Raw genomic sequence first — 16,909 nt, 5'->3', positions numbered from 1 at the left:
CGCTTCAGGCCAACTCGGCCTGCGCGGGGCTGTCGTCCAGGAAACCGCCCGACTGGTGCTGCCACAGCTTCGCGTAGGCGCCCTCCGCCGCGAGCAGTTCGTCATGGGTGCCCTGCTCGACGATCCGCCCGCGGTCCAGGACGACGAGCCGGTCCATGCCGGCGACCGTGCTCAGCCGGTGCGCCACCACGAGGGCCGTCCGCCCCTCCATCAGCCGCCACAGCGCCTCCTGGACGAGGATCTCGCTCTCGGAGTCCAGCGCGCTGGTCGCCTCGTCGAGCAGCAGGATCGGCGCGTCCCGCAGGATCGCCCGGGCGAGGGCGACTCGCTGGCGCTGACCGCCGGACAGCTTGACGCCGCGCTCACCCACCATGGTGTCGAAGCCGTACGGCAGCGCGTCGGCGAACTCCGTGACGTGTGCCGCCTCGGCCGCGCGCCGGATCTCGGCGTCGGTGGCGTCGGGCCGGGCGAACGCGATGTTGTCCCGCAGCGTGCGGTGGAACATCGCCGGGTCCTGCGGCACATAGGCGAGCAGACTGCGCAGGTCGGCCTGGCGCAGCCGGCTGATGTCCTGACCGCCGATCAGGATCCGGCCGGCGTCGACGTCCGTCATCCGCAGCAACAGCCGGGTGAGGGTGGTCTTGCCCCCGCCGGACCGGCCCACGAGGCCGATCCTGGACCCGGCGGGCACATGCAGGTCGAGGCCCTCGAACAGCGGCCGGCCACCGGCGTGGGCGAAGACCACCTGTTCGAAGCGGACGTCGGCGGCCCCGGGCACCAGCGGCTCCGGCGCCGGCGGATCGACCACGGTCGGCGGCGTCAACAGCAGTTCGGTGAACTGCGCGGCCTCCGTCATCGAGTTCTCCAGCCGGCGGTAGATCTGGTTGAACTCGAACATGATCCGCGTCGCGTTGGTGTAGTAGGTGAAGGCCACCACGATCGCCTCCACGCCGTGCGCGCCCCCGCCGAGCGTGACCGCGAGCATCAGCCCCAGCGCGTTGGTCAGCACCGACATCGGCGCGACCAGGGTGTCGATGCGCAGATTGCCGTAGTCCCACGACCGCAGCATGAGCCGTCGTGAGGCCGCGACCCGGGAGCGGTGCTCGGCGGCCTCGCGCCCCTCGGCGGCGAACGCCCGCACCGTGTCCATGTTCATCAGGCTGTCGGCGACATGCCCCGACACCCGGGCGATCGCCTCCTCACGCTCGTCGACGAGGGCCTGGCGGCGCCGGATGAGGGGCACCACGCACACCGCCGTCACGGCGATCATCACCAGCAGCCCCACCACGAACAGCGGTTCGTAGCGCCACAGCACCACCGTCCCGAACGCCAGCGGCACGAAGCTGCCCACGATCTGGAAGGCCAGCGTGTCGACGAACTGCTCGAAACGGGTGGCGAAGCTCAGGACGCGCTTGGTCAGCGACCCGGCGAAGTTGTCGTGGAAGAACGCGGCGTCCTTGGCGAACAGCTCGTCCATCCCGATCACGTACAGGTGCTCGATGCCGAGGGCGTCGAGACGGTTCAGGCAGTGCAGGGCGATCCGCCACAGCGTCTCCGCCAGCAGCAGGACACCGACGAAGCCGATGACGTACGGCAGTGCCGAGCCGACGGTGACGTCCTTGTCGTCGGCGATGTCACCGACCAGCTTGGCGACGATCAGCGGTGCGATGTAGTTGATTCCGATGTTGCCCACCGCCAGGAGCAGCATCGCGGGTACCGTCAGCCACCGGAGGCGGGCCAACTCCCGTCCGTAGTAACGAAGTGCGAGAAGAACCGAGCGTTTGCCCGGTTGAACCTTGCGTGATTGAGGCGTTTCCATCCCAACCCTGTGTCTGTTCTGCGGCAGCCTGCCACGCGTCACCGCGGGCAGGGGGCATCGCCGGCGACGGCCGTGTGAGTTCGGGTTCGAGTGCGGAAGTGTCCCGCGACGGCGACCGCGCAGTCCAAGTGTTTTCCGGCCGGGAAAACGGCCCGGGGAGCGGGTCGGCACGGTCCCGGTCGCCGTTCCCGCGCCCCTGCCTCCACCGCACCGGCCCCGCACGGTATGCAGGGACACCACAGCCCCAACTCCCCAGGCCCGCGGAGGACTTCGTGCCACTCCTGCCCCGCTCCCCGTCCGGCTGGACCATGGCCGTGTTCGGCGTTCTCGCCGCCGCCATGGGCGTGGTCGGGCTCATAGCCCCGGACGCCCTCCTCACCCTGATGGGGTTCACCCGGGTGGGGGACTCGCGGCGCGCGGAGGGAGACCACACGCCGGCCTTTGTGACGGCTTCCTCCACGGCGGCGCTCAACATGGGCGTGTACTACGTCCTGGCCGCCCTCTCCGACTGGAAGGCGTTCTTCCGCTGGACCGTCCCCTTCCGCCTGCTGACCTGCACGGTCTTCACCCTCGCGGTGATCGGCGGCCGTGCCCCGTCCGGCTTCCTCGGCGTGGGCCTGTGGGAAGGACTCGGCGCACTGGCCACGGGTGCGGCTCTGCGCCACGAGCGGCAGCGCACGCGTACAGACGGCTGAGCCCGGCGGTCACGTCGACGGCGTAATGGACGGCCATACCGTGCCGCGCGTACAGGGGGAGCCCCAGGGGCAATGCAATTCCGCCAGGTGCTGACGAACCAAGCAGGCCACGGGCACGTCCTTCAGAACATCATGCTCACCACAACCAACACCGGCCCCATGGCCTCATCGCTCCGTCAGCTGCTCGACTTCGCCTGGACACAGACCCGGTCCTGTGCGTTCGCCATCGCCCTCATGTCCGGCGTGGCCGCGTCCACGCTGCTGCCCGGCCTGCCCGTGGCACGCTACGACCTGCTCGTCGCCTACGGCGTGCTGCTCACCCTGCTGTTCTGGCTGCGGGGCTGGGAGAACGGCCGGGACATCGCCGTCATCGGCGTGTGCCACGTCATCGGTCTGGCCTTCGAGGTGGTGAAGGTGTCCCTCGGTTCGTGGAGCTACCCGGAGCCGGCCGTGCTGAAGTTCGCGGGCGTCCCGCTGTACGGCGGGTTCCTCTACGCGGCGGTCGGCAGCTACGTCTGCCGTGCCTGGCACCTGTTCGACCTGGAGCTGGTCCGCTACCGGCCCCGTGCGACCGCGGTCGTGGCCGCGGGCATCTACATCAACTTCTTCAGCCACCACTGGCTGCCCGACGTGCGCTGGCTCCTGGCCGGCCTCCTCCTGGCCGTCACCGCGGGCAGTCGGGCCCACTTCACGGTCCGCGGCGTGCGCCGCCGGATGCCGCTGGCGTTGTCGTTCGTCCTGATCGGGTTCTTCCTCTGGATCGCGGAGAACCTCGCCACCTACCTGGGCGCCTGGCGCTATCCCTACCAGCTGCACGGCTGGGAGCCCGTAGGCGTGGACAAGTTCGGCGCCTGGTCCCTGTTGATCAGCGTCACGGTCGTCCTGGTCGCGGTGACCCGTCCGCGGCAACGGGACCGCGCCGGTGCCGGACACGAGCTGTGACCGGCCGGGGAGGACCCCGGCCGGTCACCCCTGCTCACTTGCTCGTGGGCCCCGCCTGCTGCACGACCTCGAAGGACCACAGCGTGGACCCGCTGGCCGCCGGCTTGGGGCGTTCGCCGCTCTCCGCGCCGCCGCCCTGGTGGGCCGTCTTCATGGGGCCCTCCATCCAGGCCTGGAAGGACTCCTCGTCCCGCCACCGCGTGTAGACGAGGTAGGTGTCGGTGCCCTCGACCGGCCGCAGAAGCTCGAACCACTCGAACCCGTCGGAGTTCTCCACGGCATGCGCACGGGAGGCGAACCGCTTCTCGAGCGTCTCGCGCTGCTCGGCGGGGACGGTCAGTACGTTGATCTTGACTACGCTCATGGCCCTCATCCTGCCGCACGACGACCGGCCGCCCTACAGCGACTCGGCTGTCACCGGGCGGGGTCCGCGGCGACCGGCGCCCCCGTCGCCGGGAGCGCCGTCGCCGGGCGCGGTCGTGATCAGGCAGTGTGCAGGGTCAGCCCGTAGCGGTTGAGGATCTCGTTGACGGGCTGGAACCAGGTCTCCCCGCCGCCCGAGCAGTTGCCCCAGCCTCCCGAGGTGACTCCTTGTGCCTGGTCACCGCTGATGAAGGAGCCTCCGGAGTCCCCGGGTTCGGCGCACACGCTGGTCTTGGTCATCTGGTGCACCGCGCCCTGGCTGTAGTTGACCGTCTCGTTCTTGGCCAGCACGGTCCCGCAGTGCCAGTGCGTCGTGGAGCCGGAGCGGCAGACGGAGGTACCGACGGGCGCCTCCGCCGAGCCGCGCACGAGCCGGTCCGGGACCGTGCCCCAGCCGAGGACCACCGGAACGGTCCACCAGCCGCTGCCGACACTCACCCAGGCGTAGTCGTTGCCCGGGAACGAGGAGCCCTGGAAGGCGCCGACATAGCTGCCGTCCCAGCCCCGGACACCGGCCCCCGGCTGACCGCAGTGACCTGCGGTGACGAATCCGCCGTGCACCGAGAAGCCTATGGAGCAGCGGACGTTGCCGGTGTAGTAGGGGTCGCCGCCGACCGTTCCCGCCGCGAAGGTGCGCGGGGCGGCGGAGACCGTCGCGACGGTGACGGGCCCGGCCGCCCGGGCGCGGGAGACGAAGCGCCGGACATCGTTGTCAGCCTGCTTGTCGCGGACGACGTTCACGACGACCGCGTTGGCCGCCGGATCGACGTGCCAACTGCTCACGCCCGAAGGCGCGGAGATACGGTCGACGCGGGCCTTGGCCGCGTCGAGCTCGCGTGCGCTGTACGCGACCGTGCGCACCGCCGCTCCGGTGGCTCGGACCTTCCGTACGGTCGCGGGCGGGGCGTCCGGCGTGACGGCCACGGTCAGCCGCTCGCTCTCCGCGTCGAACCACGAGCCGCCGTAGGCGGATCCGGCGGCCTTGCTCGCCTTCGCCGTGATGCCCATGGCCGTGCGTTCCGCGGCCAGCCGCGCCTCGGCCTGCTGCTTCGACAGGCCGAGGTCCCGCTCCATCGCCTGGAGCAGCCCGGCGGAGGCCGGTTCGGGGCCGGTCGTCGCGCCGGAGTCGCTGGCCGCGGCGGGCCCGGTTCCGCTCGCGGTCCAGCCGCCGAGCACGAGGAGTACGGCGAGGCCTGCGTGCTTGAGTCTGATGCGTCTCAAGGGAGTTGCCCTTCGTCGTTCCAGCAAGGTGGGGTGGAACAACCGCAATGTGAGAGCGCTCTCATTCAGGGTCGGGCAGAGCTTAGCCGTGCCGGTGTGTCAGGTCCATACCAATACGCGCCTGAACTGGCGGCGGAACCAGCCGCCGCACACCGCCGATATTCGCTTGCACGCCATCGCCAGGCAGGCCAACGTCCCCTGAGATCCGAGGAAGGCAGAGAAGATGACCACGCAGACCCACCCCGTCGACCACGAACTCATCGAAGCCGCAGCGCACGTCGCACGCACTCGCTGCCGGGGCGACAACCACACCATGGCGGCCGCCGCCCGCGCCCGGGACGGCCGCATCGTCACCGCGGTGAACGCCTACCACTTCACCGGAGGACCCTGCGCCGAGTTGGTCCTCGTCGGCGCGGCGGCCGCCCAGGGCGCCTACGAGCTGGACACCGTCGTCGCCGTGGGCGACCGCGACCGGGGGGTCGTTCCGCCGTGCGGACGCTGCCGTCAGGTCCTTCTCGACTATTTCCCCACCCTCAAGGTCGTCGTCGGCGCGGGCGATCGCCTCCGGACCGTCCTCATCACCGACCTGCTGCCCGAAAGCTACGTGTGGGCCGACCACCAGCTCGACGCCGAGACGACCGCGCCACTCAGCGCGAGCTGAACACCGTCGGCGGACAACGGGGGTGAACGTTGCCGGACCTGGCCTGGCCACCCGTCTGTTCCCCGAAGCCGTTCCGTTCCTGAGCGAGGCCTTGGCCTCAGGCACACCTTGGGTCACCGACGGGTGGACGTACCCCGTGGATCGGCCCCCGACGACGCCGAGCCCGTACCGGCATCCGAAGATGTCCGCCGGCGGCTCACGCTCACCGCGGCTTGCCGCTGCCCCGCAACCCCGCACAGAAAGAGCTCCGTTCGTGGACCTGCCAGCCGCCCTTGCCGCTCACCGCCTGGTCGCGATAGTGCGGGGCGACGACCCCGATGCAGCCCTGCGCACCGTGCTGACCCTGGCCGAGGAGGGCATCGAGCTCATCGAGGTCTCACTCACCGGCAAGGACGCCCTCTCCGTCATCGAACGCGCCCGCCAGGCCCTCGGCCCGGCCCGTCCACTCGGCGCCGGCACCGTGCTGACCGCCGAGGACGCCCGCGCCGCGCACCGCGCGGGAGCCGACTTCGCGGTCACCCCGGGGCTCGGCGACGGCGTCCGCACGGCACAGCAGCTGGGCATGCCGGTCCTCGCCGGCGTACTGACCCCGACCGAGATCATCGCAGCCCGCGCCCTCGGAGCGGCGGCGCTGAAGATCTTCCCGATCGCCCAGGCCGGGGGAGCGGCCTGTCTGAAAGCCCTGCGCGGCCCGTTCCCCGACGTGCCGTTCGTCCCGGTGGGCGGGGTCGACGAGGCCGCCGCCCGCGCCTGCCTGGCGGCCGGTGCCGTCGCTGTCGGCGTCGGTTCCCCGCTCGTCGGCGACGCCGCCGACGGCGGCGGCATCACCGCCCTCAGGGAACGCGCCCGCCTGTTCCGTACCGTCGTGGCAGAGGCGACGCGGTGATCGCGGAGTGGCGCCCTGCCCCCGGTCCGGTCGTGTGCATCGGCGAGACGATGGCGGCCCTCGCCCCCGACCCGCCGAGCCCTCTGCTGGACGCGGCGCGGCTGCGCCTGTCGGTGGCGGGAGCCGAGTCGAACGTCGCCATGTACCTGGCCGACCACGGCATCCCCGTCGCCTGGCTCTCGGCGCTGGGCGACGACCCTCTGGGGCACCGGGTCCGCGCCACCGTGGCCGCAGCAGGCGTCGACGTGTCGCATGTGCGCACCGACCCGCACCGCCGGACCGGTCTGCTCGTGAAGGACCCGGGCCCCGCCGGGACGCGTGTGCACTACTACCGGCGCGGCTCGGCCGCCTCCGCCCTCGGCCCCGACGTCCTGCGCGACCCGCCTCTGCGTACGGCCTCGCTGCTGCACCTGACCGGCATCACCCCGGCCCTGTCGGAGCCGTGTCGTGACCTCGTGACCCAGGCTCTCGCCGCCGAGCCCGGCACACGGCCGTACGCCGTGAGCTTCGACGTCAACCACCGCGCCGCCCTGTGGCCGGACGGGTCGGCCCCCGCTGTGCTGCGCGAGCTGGCCGACCGTGCCGACCTCGTGTTCGTCGGCCTGGACGAGGCGCAGGCGCTGTGGGGCGAGCAGTTGACGCCCGGCGGCATCCGGGCGCTGCTCCCGCGTCCCCGCATCCTCGTCGTCAAGGACGGCCCGAATGCCGCGACCGCGTTCACCGGCGAGGGCAGCCACATGGTGCCGGCGCCCCGTACGACCGTGGTGGAGGCCGTGGGTGCCGGTGACGCCTTCGCGGCCGGTTTCCTCGCGGGCCTGCTGCGAGGCGCGACCACGACACGTGCCCTGCGGCTCGGCCACATCACCGCCGCCTCCGCCCTCCGCGTCACGGGAGACCACGGGCCCCTGCCGGATCCGCAGGAGACGGAGGCGTTGCTCGGCCTGTGGGCGCGGGACTGGGCCGAGCAGTAGGTGTGGGGACCCTCGATACATCGGATGGATCAGGTCTCGGTGCGTTGACAGGTGCACGCAAGGTGCCTACGTTCCGCAATACACCCGATGTATTGAGGACCCGTCAGGTCTGGAGGGCCACGATGACCTCACAGCCGGAGAAACGCCTGCCGATACCCCGCAGAGCCGCACTCGGCACCGCGCTGGGCGGCGTGGCAGCGGCGGCGCTGCCCGGGACGGCCCACGCCGAGGAGTCCTTACGGGCGGTGCCGTCCGCGGCCGATGATCCAGTGGACGGCGCCCGCAGACGCCCGTGGAGACTCCGCGACACCATGGCCACCGACGGTGCCTGGGCGTCCTTCCTGCACGGCCAGGACCTGCTCTGGACCAGGCTGCCCACCCGCTGGTACGAGGGCCCGTTCCTCGGCGACGGGCTGCTCGGCAGCATGATCTACCAGGAGCCGGGCGTGAACCGGATCCGCTTCACCGTCCAGCACGGCCGCGTCCAGGACCACCGCCCGCAGTTCGGCAGCGGCTGGGGCACCTGCCGCCTGCCGGTAGGGCACTTGACGCTCGAACCGGTCGGCACCATCACAGCCGTCGACTGGCGGCTGAGCCTCTGGAACGCCGAACTCACCGGCACCGTGACCACCACCGCGGGCACCCTCACCCTCGCCGCCCTCATCCACGACGAGGTGCTGGCCGTACGCGTGTCGGCCACCGCCGGCGAACAGGCCACCTGGACCTTTCACCCCGAGGAGGCCATCAGCCCCCGGAAGATCAGCGAAGCCCCGCCCTCCGGCTACACCGCCAACCCGCCGTGGACGACCCGCACCACCCCGGACGGCACCGAACAGGTCCTCCAACCTCTCGCCGGCGGCGGCCAGACGGCCACCGCCCACCGCCGCACCGGCGACGAACTGATGATCAGTGTCGGACACAGCTTCCCCTCCGACACCGCCGCCGAGGCGGACTCCCTGCGCAACCTGCGCCACGCCACCTCGTACAGCGCCCTCCGGCGACGCCACACCCGCTGGTGGCACGACTTCTACCGCAAGAGCTTCGTCTCGTTCCCCGACCAGCGGCTGCAGAGCTTCCACTGGATCCAGCTCTACAAGGTCGCCTCCGCCGGTCGCGCCGGCGGCCCCGTCATGGCCACGTGCGGACCCTGGCTGGAGCCCACACCCTGGCCGGCGGTCTGGTGGAACCTCAACGTGCAGCTGGAGTACTGGCTCATCCACGGCTCCAACCACCTGGAACTCGACGCGCTCGCCACCACCCTGCGCCAGAACCAGGAACAGCTCGTCGCCAACGTGCCCGCCGCCTTCCGTGCGGACAGCTCCGGCGTCGGCCGCAGCTCCGACATGTTCGCCAACCGCAGCGTGGGCCGGCCCGGCACCGGCGCCGAGGTCGGTGACCTCACCTGGGCGCTGCACAACGTGTGGCTGTCCTACCGGCACTCCATGGACGAGTCCCTGCTGCGCGACACGCTCTTCCCGGTGCTGCGCCGCGCGATCAACTACTACCTGCACTTCCTCACCCCGGGCAGCGACGGCAAGCTTCACCTGCCCAGCACGCTCTCACCCGAATACCCCGTCGTGCCGCCGCAGGACACCAACTACGACCTGGCCCTGATCCGCTGGGGCTGCCAGACCCTCATCGACTCCGCCGAACGGCTCGGCCTCGACGACGAGTCGATCCCGCGCTGGCAGGAGGTCCTGGCCAGGCTCACGCCGTACCCGGTCGACGACAACGGCTTCATGATCGGCGCCGGCACCCCGTACGCACAGTCCCACCGCCACTACTCGCACCTGCTGATGGTGTACCCGCTGTACCTGGTCAACTGGGACCAGCCGGACAACCGCAACCTGATCACGAAGTCCGTGGCCCACTGGCACGCGCTGACCGGCGCCCACCGCGGCTACAGCTACACAGGCGCCGCCTCGATGTACGCGATGACCGGCGACGGCGACACCGCGATCACCTACCTGCGCAAGTTCTTCGACCCCACCACCCGCTACCCCTGCCGGGCCAACACCCACTACACCGAGGCCGGCCCGGTCATCGAGACGCCGCTGTCCGCCTCGCAGTCCCTGCACGACATGTTCTGCCAGAGCTGGGGCGGCGTGATCCGCGTCTTCCCGGCCGTCCCCACCGACTGGGCGGACGTCACCCTGCACAACTTCCGCACCCAGGGCGCCTTCCTGGTCAGTGCCGTCCGCAAGGCAGGCAAGACCCGCTTCGTCCGGATCAAGAGCCTGGCGGGCGAGCCGCTCACACTCCGCCACGGCCTCACCGGCACACTCACCGCCCTTCTCGACGACGGCACCCCGGCCCCCACCCGCGACCTGGGCGAGGGCACCCTCGCCATCGACCTGCCCAAGGGCCGCGAGGTGCTCGTCCACTCCGGCTCCCGCCCGGACCTGACCATCGCGCCCGTCGCCGTCAGCGAACCGGGGCCGGCCTGGGGCCTGCCGTAAAGGCCACACACTTCGGAGGGTTGTCATGGCTGTTCCGATCAGAACCACGGTCGCCGCGCTCTGCGCGGGGCTGGTGTCCGCACTCCTCACGACCGCGCCCGCGCGGGCCGAGCAGCACGAGCAGGACTGGGCCGTGTCCGCGGGAGCACACGCACCGCGCGCCCAGGTGACCCTGGACGACACCACGGGCACCCTGAGCCTCGCGGTGTCCCGCAACGGCCGTACGGTCATCGAGCCGTCGCCCGTCGGCATCGTCACCGAACGGGCCGACCTGTCCAAGGACTTGCGCTTCCTGCACCGCAAGGAGCGGACCGTCGTCGAGCGGTACCGGACGAAGTCCGGCAAACGGCTGGACCGCCGGGTCCGCATGAACGAGACCCGGCTGTCCTTCGCCACGGCGGCCGGTGCCCGCCTCGACCTCGTCGTCCGCGCCTCCGCCGACGGCGTCGCCTACCGATACGTCCTGCCCGCCGCGTACGGCGACGTCCTCGGCGAGACCTCCGCGTTCACCCTGCCGCCCGACGCGAGTGCGTGGCTCGGCGCCTACCGGGCCGACAACGAGGGCCGGTTCGCCCAGTACACGGCGGCGACCGCACCCACCGGCGAGTACTCCGCCCAGGCGCTCTTCGCGACCGACGGCGGCTACACCCTCCTGGCCGAATCCGACCTCACCGGCGCGTACTCCGGCGCCCGCCTCGCCCACACCCGGGGCACCGGCACCTACCGCATCAAGCTCGCCGACGACCGGGTGAAGAGCGACGGCCCCCTCGCCACTCCTTGGCGGGCCATGATCACCGGCGACCTCGCCACCGTCACCCGCTCCACCTTCACCGACGACCTCGCCCCCGCCTCCAAGGTCGCGGACACGTCCTGGATCCGGCCCGGCACGGTGCTGTGGACCTGGCTCGCCGGCGGCCGACCGGCCGGCCGGAGCCTCGCGGCGCAGAAGGCCTACGTCGACTACGCCGCCGAGCGGAACTGGCCGTACGAGGCCGTCGACGCGGGCTGGTACTTCAAGGCCGACGAGTGGGACACCACCGACCCGGACTGGCAGACGAACAGCTGGATGCCCGAACTCGTCGAATACGCACGTGCCAAGGGCGTCGGCATCATCGTCTGGATCCACCAGCGCGACCTCGACACACCCGAGGAGCGCGCCCAGTGGCTGCCCACCCTCGAGCGGTGGGGCGTCAAGGGAGTCAAGATCGACTTCATGGACTCCGAGGCGCAGCCCATGCTCCAGTGGTACGACACCATCCTCGCGGAGACCGCCGCCCACCACCTCATGATCGACTTCCATGGCTCCACGGTCCCGAAGGGCATCCAGCGCACCTGGCCGCAGGTCATGACGCTGGAGGGCGTCGCAGGAGAGGAGAAGCGGACCAACACCGCCGCCCACCTCACCACCCTGCCCTTCACCCGCAACGTCATCGGCTCGATGGACTTCACCCCCGGCGCCTTCCAGCGCGTCGGCCTGCGCCCCAACTCCGACGCGGCCGAGGCCGGGCTCGCCGTCGCCTACGAGTCGGGCCTGCAGATGTTCGCGGGCACGCCCGAGTCCTACGACGCCCGCCCACTCGCCCGCGCCTTCTTCGACCAGGTCCCCGCCGCCTGGGACGACACCCGGCTGCTCGCCGGACAGCCCGGCCGGGCAGCGGTCCTCGCCCGCCGCAGCGGCGACCGCTGGTTCCTGGGCGGCGTGTACGCCGGCGCCGCCCGCACCGCCGAGATCCCCTTGACCGTCGGCCCCGGACGGTGGCTTGTCGAGACGATCCAGGACGGCGCCGACGGACTCGTCCAGAGCCGGCAGACCCTGCGCGGCGGCGACAAGCTCAGCGTGGATGTCGTCGCCAACGGCGGCTTCGCCGCGATCGCCTGCCCCTGGCGCCCGGACATCACTACCTGTCACCGCTGAGCACCGCCATTCACGTACATGAACCTTGCACACGTGGGTGTACAGCAGTGCAGTGCTGTGCAAGGCTCGGTCAACTCCGTTCTCCCGAGGACCAGTTGGAGGGACCAGCATGAGTGTTTCCCGGCGTACTGTGCTGGCCACGGCGGCCGGTGCCGCGGCGACATATGTGTCGTCGGCACCGGCCGCGGCCGCGGATGTGACCGCAGACCGCATACCGGCACCGACCCTGCGCAAGCTCCGTGCGGCGGCCGACTACGCCGTCGAGAAGCTCCACGCCGTCGCACCGACCGTGACCGCCTTCCCCGTCGGCACGAAGTTCGAGAAGTGGGTCTACTCGCAGAACGGCGACTGGGTCGGCGGGTTCTGGCCGGGCACGCTGTGGATGGCATGGCTCTACAGCAAGGACGACATGTTCCGCACGCGGGCCCTGGCATCGGCCGAGAAGCTGGCCCCTCGTCAGCACGACACCACCACGCACGACCTCGGTTTCCTCTTCTACCCGTCATGGGTCACCGCCTGGCGGCTGACGGGCGACGACGCATGGCGGACCGGAGCCGTACGGGCGGCCGACTCCCTGATCCGGCGCTACAACCCGCGCGGGCGCTTCATCAGAGCCTGGGGCGCGCTGAACGAGGAGAGGAACGCCGGCCGGGTCATCATCGACACGATGATGAACCTCGACCTGCTGGCGTTCGCGAGCGGTCAGACCGGCGACGACACGTACCTGAACATCGCTGTGGAGCACGCGAAGACCGCTCAGCGGGTCTTCCCGCGCCCGGACGGCTCGACTCCGCACGTGTACGACTTCGACCCGGCCGACGGCACGCCGATCGGCCCCGACACCGTGCAGGGATACAGCCCGACGTCGTGCTGGTCGCGCGGGCAGGCGTGGGGTCTGTACGGATTCACCACGATGTACCGACGCACCAAGAACGCCGAGTTCCTGGCCACCGCGCGCAAGCTCGCCGACTTCGCGCTGGGAGCCCTGACCCCGGACCACGTGCCCGTATGGGACTACCGTGCCCCGCAACAGCCGTACGACATCAAGGACGCTTCGGCCGGCGCGATCATGGCGTGCGGCCTGCTCGACCTGTCCGCGGCGACCGGCAGGCACGCCTACCGCGAGGTGGCACTGCGGCTGCTCACCGCGCTGTCGGAAACCTGCCTGACGAGGAACTCGGCCCGCGCGGAGGCGGTCGTGGCCCGCTGCACCCGCAACCGGCCGGCCGAGGACGGCATCGAGATCTCGCTTCCCTACGCCGACTACTACCTGCTGGAAGGCATCCTGCGCGTGCTGCAGCCGCAGGACGTCGACCGGGCGATCGACCTGTCCGCGGTCTGAGGGCCCCGGCGGACAGGGCCGGTCAGCCCGTGAGGGAGTCCAGCTGTTCCGGTGCCGGGCGCAGGTCCCACAGGTCGCCGCCGGGCGGCTCCTCCAGCAACGGAACGGCGCGCTGCGCCTCCCTGTCCCCGGCGTCGGCTGCCGCGTGGACGACGTCGGTCGCCGCGTACCGGTGGAACGCGAGCTCCGGATGCGGCCAGGGGGCGGCGCCCGTCGCGGCGGGCACGAGATAGTGCACCGCCTTGAACAGGCTCTGCCCGTCCGGTCCTTGGTAGGCCCAGAGATTCACTCCGACGTGCCGGCCGATGGCGGCGAGGCGAGCGTAGGCGACCAGGTCGAACGTCGAGTAGTGCCAGCTCCGGGTCCTGGTCAGCTCCTGGGGCTGGCTGCCGTCGGCGGCGATCTGCGGCGCGATGCGTTTGGTCCGGGCCTCCAGGACCGTGCGGCGGGCCAGCCCCTCGTCACCGGTCGCAAGGGCGAGACCGGCCAGCTGCATGTCGTAGAAGGTGCCGTGGTTGTTGGTGGCAGCGGCCTCCTGCTTGCCGAAGTCGCTGTTCCTCAACCACTCGAGGAAGTCAGCGTTCCACTTCGCCATGCCGGCACGGTCCTTCGGGGTCCAGCCCGGGGCGCCGGCGGCCAGGAGGGCGAGCGCGTCGAGGACGCTCGTGTACGACTGCGAGAAGTCGATGATGCCGATGGCGCGGCCGTCGTACTTGCAGGGGATGAACTGCGCATGGTTCAGGTTCGGGTTCATCCTTGTGACCGGATCGAGGAACCAGGTCCGCAGTATCTGCCCGGCCTTCTCGGCGTACCGCTTGTCGCCGGTGTAGTACCAGGCGAGGGAGAGGTCGTAGGAGGAGTCGAAGGTCTTCTCGACGTCCTGCCGGTCGGTGCCGGAGTCGACCTCGGGATTGCGCTCGCCGTCCCGCTGCACGTACGGGCAGCCCCAGGGGTTCTCCGGGGTCGGAGCTCGCGAAGGCCACCAGTACGGGGCCTGGCTGAGGTAGTCGTGGACGTCGCCGCCGGGGGCCGGCCTGGGTTTGTCCACGACGGTCCAGGGCCCCTGCCCGAGCCATCGGTCGGCACGCGCCCTCAACGCCGCGACAGCTCGGCGGAGTTGAGGATCGCCGCGATCCAGACGGACTTTCGTCCGCTGCAGACGGGCGCCGTCCAGGACGACGGTGTGCGGGACGCGAGGTGCGTGCTCACCGTCCGTCCGCGCCGAGGCGACGGGGACGGCTCCCGTGGTGAAGGCGGCCATGGCCACCAACAGGGCAGCCAGGCGGGGCCTTGCGCTCATGGCCAACTCCCTTCCGATGAAGACGCAGAACGCCCTAGGTCATGTCCATGTCAGGACAGTGGACGTCTCAAAGGTTCATATGTGTGAATGGAGTTCAGGTGTACGTCTCTTCGCTGAGCATGGCACGACGGCCTTGAGCGGGAAAGGGGTCGCGCGGGCTGAAGCCGACAGGATCACCACCCCCGCCGGTTGGCCTTGCACCCCTGACCATGTCATCGCCCAGGGGTGCTGCGGGGTCAGCTCGGCTTCAGGATGACGGCCTGGCCGCCTGCCGGGGCCATGGCCACGTCCAGCGTGGTCTCCGAGGTGACGGTCCGGGTGTCGACCACGACGGGGGTGCGGAACGGTGCGCTGCCCGGGGTGCCGTCGGAGTAGACGGTCGCCGTGTAGGTTCCGCTGCCCAGGAAGGACAGGGGGACCGACAGCGTCCGGGATGCCTCGTTGGTCATCGCGCCGAGATACCAGGTGTCGCCGCTGCGGCGGGCGACCGCCACGTACTCGCCGATCGACCCGGCCAGGGTGCGGCTCTCGTCCCAGGTCGTGGGGACGGCATTGAACCAGGGCAGTCCCGGCCAGCCGGCGGGGTTGGCGTACTGGGACGGCTTGTCGTACCAGAAGAGGAAGTTGAGGGGCTGGTAGTACACCGCGGCCATGGCCATCTGGTGGGCGTTGGTGGTCTTGTTGCGCGACTGGCCGTAGCAGATCGTGTAGTCCATCGGACCGCCGATGTTGCGGGCGAAGGGCAGCGTCACGTTGTGCGTGGCGGTCGGGAACTGCTCGTTGCCGCGTACGCCTTCCAGGCTGATGTAGTTCGGGTACGTGCGCTCGTAGCCGAACGGCCGGACGTCGTCGTGCATGTCGATCAGCAGCTCGTACTTGGCCGCCGCCTTCGCCCAGTCGGTGATCTGGTCGGTCATCGCCTGGGTGCCGTCGTTGATGAAGCCGAGCTTGATGCCGGCGGCGCCCCAGCTCTTGTACAGGGCGAAGAGCGAGTCGGCGTCGGTCAGGGCGAGCCGGTTGACGTAGAGGAAGACGCCGATGTCGTTGTCCGCGGCGTACGAGATGACCGACGGCAGGTCGATCGCGGCGATCGGCCTGGTCGCGTCGGTAGTGGTGAACTCGGGGCCGTACCAGCCGGCGTCGTACTCGATGTACTGCAGACCCCGGGCCACGGAGAAGTCGACGCCCGCGAGGCCGGCGGCGGTGGTGAGCTCGCAGCGGAAGACCTTGCCCGGTCTGATCCAGGAGGTGTCGGACAGGGCGCTGGGCGGGGCCAGGTTGAGCACGAGTTCGGCGTTGTCGACCAGTTCGGCGTGCGTGGAGCCGATCACCACGGCGCGCCACGGTGTGGCGAAGGGGGTGGCGACCGTGGCTTCCGTGGCGACCGGGCCGGTGCCGCGGGCGGTGTGCTCCATGAGGAAGGCGGAGAGGGTGTCGGGCTGCCCGTCGACCGAACTGAGCATCAAGCGGGGGAAGTTCAGCCGGGAGGACTCGCAGACGCAGGCGATGAGACCGTCGGCGAGGGTGGCGGCCAGCGGCAGGTCGGTGAGGGGGCCGTTGTCCGTGGTGGAGGTGCCGGTGACGGGTATGGAGCCCGGTGCCACCGGGAGGTAGGCGTTCTCGTCGCGGGCGCTGTAGACGGTGGTGGCCTCGGGGAAGGCAAACGTTGTCAGCTCGTCGGACACGGTGGCGGTGCCCTCGCCCAGCAGGACGTAGCGCAGCGCGACACCGGTCTTGTAGGCGCGCATCTGGACGCTGAAGCGGATCCCCGAGGCGGCGTCCCGCAGGTTCCAGCGCTGCTCCTGGTAGAGGTCGGTGACGGTGGCGTTGCGCCCGTACACCGGAGTCCAGGTGGTGCGGGTGGTCCAGTGCTGGTTCCGGGTCACCGTCACGTCGCTGCCGAGGACGGTCCCGTCGCTCAGCCTCAGGCCGAGGACGGATGTGTCGATCACCGTCGTGCCGTTGTGCCGGGCGGACCACCGCAGCGCTCCGTCCATCACCGACATGGTGATGGCGTTGCCGCCCATCCGGGCGGTCGCGCTGACCGAATCGTCCGCGACAGCCAGGTCTTCCGCCGCGTAGGCCGGCCGCGCGGCGCCGATCCCCGTCGCGGCCATACCGACGGAGACGGCTGTGCCCTTGAGCATCCTCCGGCGGGACAGAGCCCCTAGGTGTGCTGTCCGGGGACGTTGGTGACGGGCGACACGCCTTGAGTGGTTCTTGAACGAGGCGAGGGCCTCTGGTTTCGGTGTGGATTGCGACATCAACAACCGAC

Annotated in this window: 13 protein-coding genes; 8 read left to right on the top strand and 5 right to left on the bottom strand. The window is 70.7% G+C overall.

What is annotated here, in order from left to right:
* Positions 1-4: 4 nt before the first annotated feature.
* Positions 5-1,708, bottom strand: coding sequence for an ABC transporter ATP-binding protein (locus ACZ7L6_RS41065; protein WP_471933223.1), 1,704 nt, complete (start codon positions 1,706-1,708; stop codon positions 5-7).
* A 419-nt stretch (positions 1,709-2,127) separates the two neighbouring features.
* Between ACZ7L6_RS41065 and ACZ7L6_RS41060 the strand changes: the two genes are divergently transcribed.
* Positions 2,128-2,514 carry a hypothetical protein gene (locus ACZ7L6_RS41060; RefSeq protein ID WP_471933320.1) on the top strand — a complete coding sequence of 129 codons (387 nt, stop codon included), beginning with the start codon at positions 2,128-2,130 and terminating at the stop codon, positions 2,512-2,514.
* Between the two features lie 159 nt (positions 2,515-2,673).
* Complete coding sequence (locus ACZ7L6_RS41055; RefSeq protein WP_471933221.1) at positions 2,674-3,456, top strand: DUF817 domain-containing protein; 783 nt, start codon at positions 2,674-2,676, stop codon at positions 3,454-3,456.
* Positions 3,457-3,490: 34 nt separating this feature from the next.
* On the opposite strand, the gene ACZ7L6_RS41050 is transcribed toward ACZ7L6_RS41055, so the two are convergent.
* Positions 3,491-3,820, bottom strand: a complete 330-nt coding sequence (locus ACZ7L6_RS41050; protein ID WP_433053493.1) for an antibiotic biosynthesis monooxygenase family protein — start codon at positions 3,818-3,820, stop codon at positions 3,491-3,493.
* A gap of 119 nt (positions 3,821-3,939) precedes the next feature.
* Positions 3,940-5,100, bottom strand: coding sequence for a S1 family peptidase (locus tag ACZ7L6_RS41045; RefSeq protein ID WP_471933219.1), 1,161 nt, complete (start codon positions 5,098-5,100; stop codon positions 3,940-3,942).
* Positions 5,101-5,323: 223 nt separating this feature from the next.
* On the opposite strand from ACZ7L6_RS41045, the gene ACZ7L6_RS41040 reads away from it, so the two are divergent.
* The 6 genes from ACZ7L6_RS41040 (at position 5,324) to ACZ7L6_RS41015 (ending at position 13,334) form a co-directional block, all read left to right on the top strand.
* Positions 5,324-5,761 (top strand): cytidine/deoxycytidylate deaminase family protein, encoded by a 438-nt coding sequence (locus ACZ7L6_RS41040; RefSeq protein WP_471933217.1) that lies wholly within the window; start codon positions 5,324-5,326, stop codon positions 5,759-5,761.
* Positions 5,762-6,014: 253 nt separating this feature from the next.
* On the top strand, positions 6,015-6,647 hold the full coding sequence (locus ACZ7L6_RS41035) for a bifunctional 4-hydroxy-2-oxoglutarate aldolase/2-dehydro-3-deoxy-phosphogluconate aldolase (RefSeq protein WP_471933215.1): 633 nt from the start codon (positions 6,015-6,017) through the stop codon (positions 6,645-6,647).
* A complete protein-coding gene (locus ACZ7L6_RS41030) occupies positions 6,644-7,618 on the top strand; it encodes a sugar kinase (RefSeq protein WP_471933213.1) in 975 nt (324 codons plus the stop codon). Before ACZ7L6_RS41035 ends, ACZ7L6_RS41030 begins: the two co-directional genes overlap by 4 nt.
* Positions 7,619-7,740: 122 nt before the next feature.
* Positions 7,741-10,077, top strand: coding sequence for a glycosyl hydrolase family 95 catalytic domain-containing protein (locus ACZ7L6_RS41025; protein WP_471933211.1), 2,337 nt, complete (start codon positions 7,741-7,743; stop codon positions 10,075-10,077).
* Between the two features lie 25 nt (positions 10,078-10,102).
* Positions 10,103-11,992, top strand: a complete 1,890-nt coding sequence (locus tag ACZ7L6_RS41020; RefSeq protein ID WP_471933209.1) for a glycoside hydrolase family 97 protein — start codon at positions 10,103-10,105, stop codon at positions 11,990-11,992.
* A gap of 109 nt (positions 11,993-12,101) precedes the next feature.
* Positions 12,102-13,334 (top strand): glycoside hydrolase family 88 protein, encoded by a 1,233-nt coding sequence (locus ACZ7L6_RS41015; RefSeq protein WP_471933207.1) that lies wholly within the window; start codon positions 12,102-12,104, stop codon positions 13,332-13,334.
* Between the two features lie 22 nt (positions 13,335-13,356).
* On the opposite strand, the gene ACZ7L6_RS41010 is transcribed toward ACZ7L6_RS41015, so the two are convergent.
* Positions 13,357-14,634, bottom strand: a complete 1,278-nt coding sequence (locus ACZ7L6_RS41010) for an alginate lyase family protein (protein ID WP_471933205.1) — start codon at positions 14,632-14,634, stop codon at positions 13,357-13,359.
* Positions 14,635-14,870: 236 nt separating this feature from the next.
* Positions 14,871-16,781, bottom strand: coding sequence for a glycoside hydrolase family 97 protein (locus tag ACZ7L6_RS41005; RefSeq protein ID WP_471933203.1), 1,911 nt, complete (start codon positions 16,779-16,781; stop codon positions 14,871-14,873).
* Between the last annotated feature and the right edge of the window lie 128 nt (positions 16,782-16,909).

It is taken from the genome of Streptomyces sp. NPDC107522, from assembly GCF_055657525.1.
Note: the sequence above shows the minus strand (reverse complement) of the source record. Positions and strands in the feature narration are given on the sequence as shown.

Excerpts from the sequence above, each read along its gene's own strand:
- ACZ7L6_RS41015 (WP_471933207.1), top strand. The coding sequence starts at position 12,102 with ATGAGTGTTTCCCGGCGTACTGTGCTGGCCACGGCGGCCGGTGCCGCG.
- ACZ7L6_RS41050 (WP_433053493.1), bottom strand. The coding sequence starts at position 3,820 with ATGAGCGTAGTCAAGATCAACGTACTGACCGTCCCCGCCGAGCAGCGC.
- ACZ7L6_RS41005 (WP_471933203.1), bottom strand. The coding sequence starts at position 16,781 with ATGCTCAAGGGCACAGCCGTCTCCGTCGGTATGGCCGCGACGGGGATC.
- ACZ7L6_RS41010 (WP_471933205.1), bottom strand. The coding sequence starts at position 14,634 with ATGAGCGCAAGGCCCCGCCTGGCTGCCCTGTTGGTGGCCATGGCCGCC.
- ACZ7L6_RS41055 (WP_471933221.1), top strand. The coding sequence starts at position 2,674 with ATGGCCTCATCGCTCCGTCAGCTGCTCGACTTCGCCTGGACACAGACC.
- ACZ7L6_RS41065 (WP_471933223.1), bottom strand. The coding sequence starts at position 1,708 with ATGCTGCTCCTGGCGGTGGGCAACATCGGAATCAACTACATCGCACCG.
- ACZ7L6_RS41020 (WP_471933209.1), top strand. The coding sequence starts at position 10,103 with ATGGCTGTTCCGATCAGAACCACGGTCGCCGCGCTCTGCGCGGGGCTG.
- ACZ7L6_RS41040 (WP_471933217.1), top strand. The coding sequence starts at position 5,324 with ATGACCACGCAGACCCACCCCGTCGACCACGAACTCATCGAAGCCGCA.
- ACZ7L6_RS41060 (WP_471933320.1), top strand. The coding sequence starts at position 2,128 with ATGGCCGTGTTCGGCGTTCTCGCCGCCGCCATGGGCGTGGTCGGGCTC.
- ACZ7L6_RS41025 (WP_471933211.1), top strand. The coding sequence starts at position 7,741 with ATGACCTCACAGCCGGAGAAACGCCTGCCGATACCCCGCAGAGCCGCA.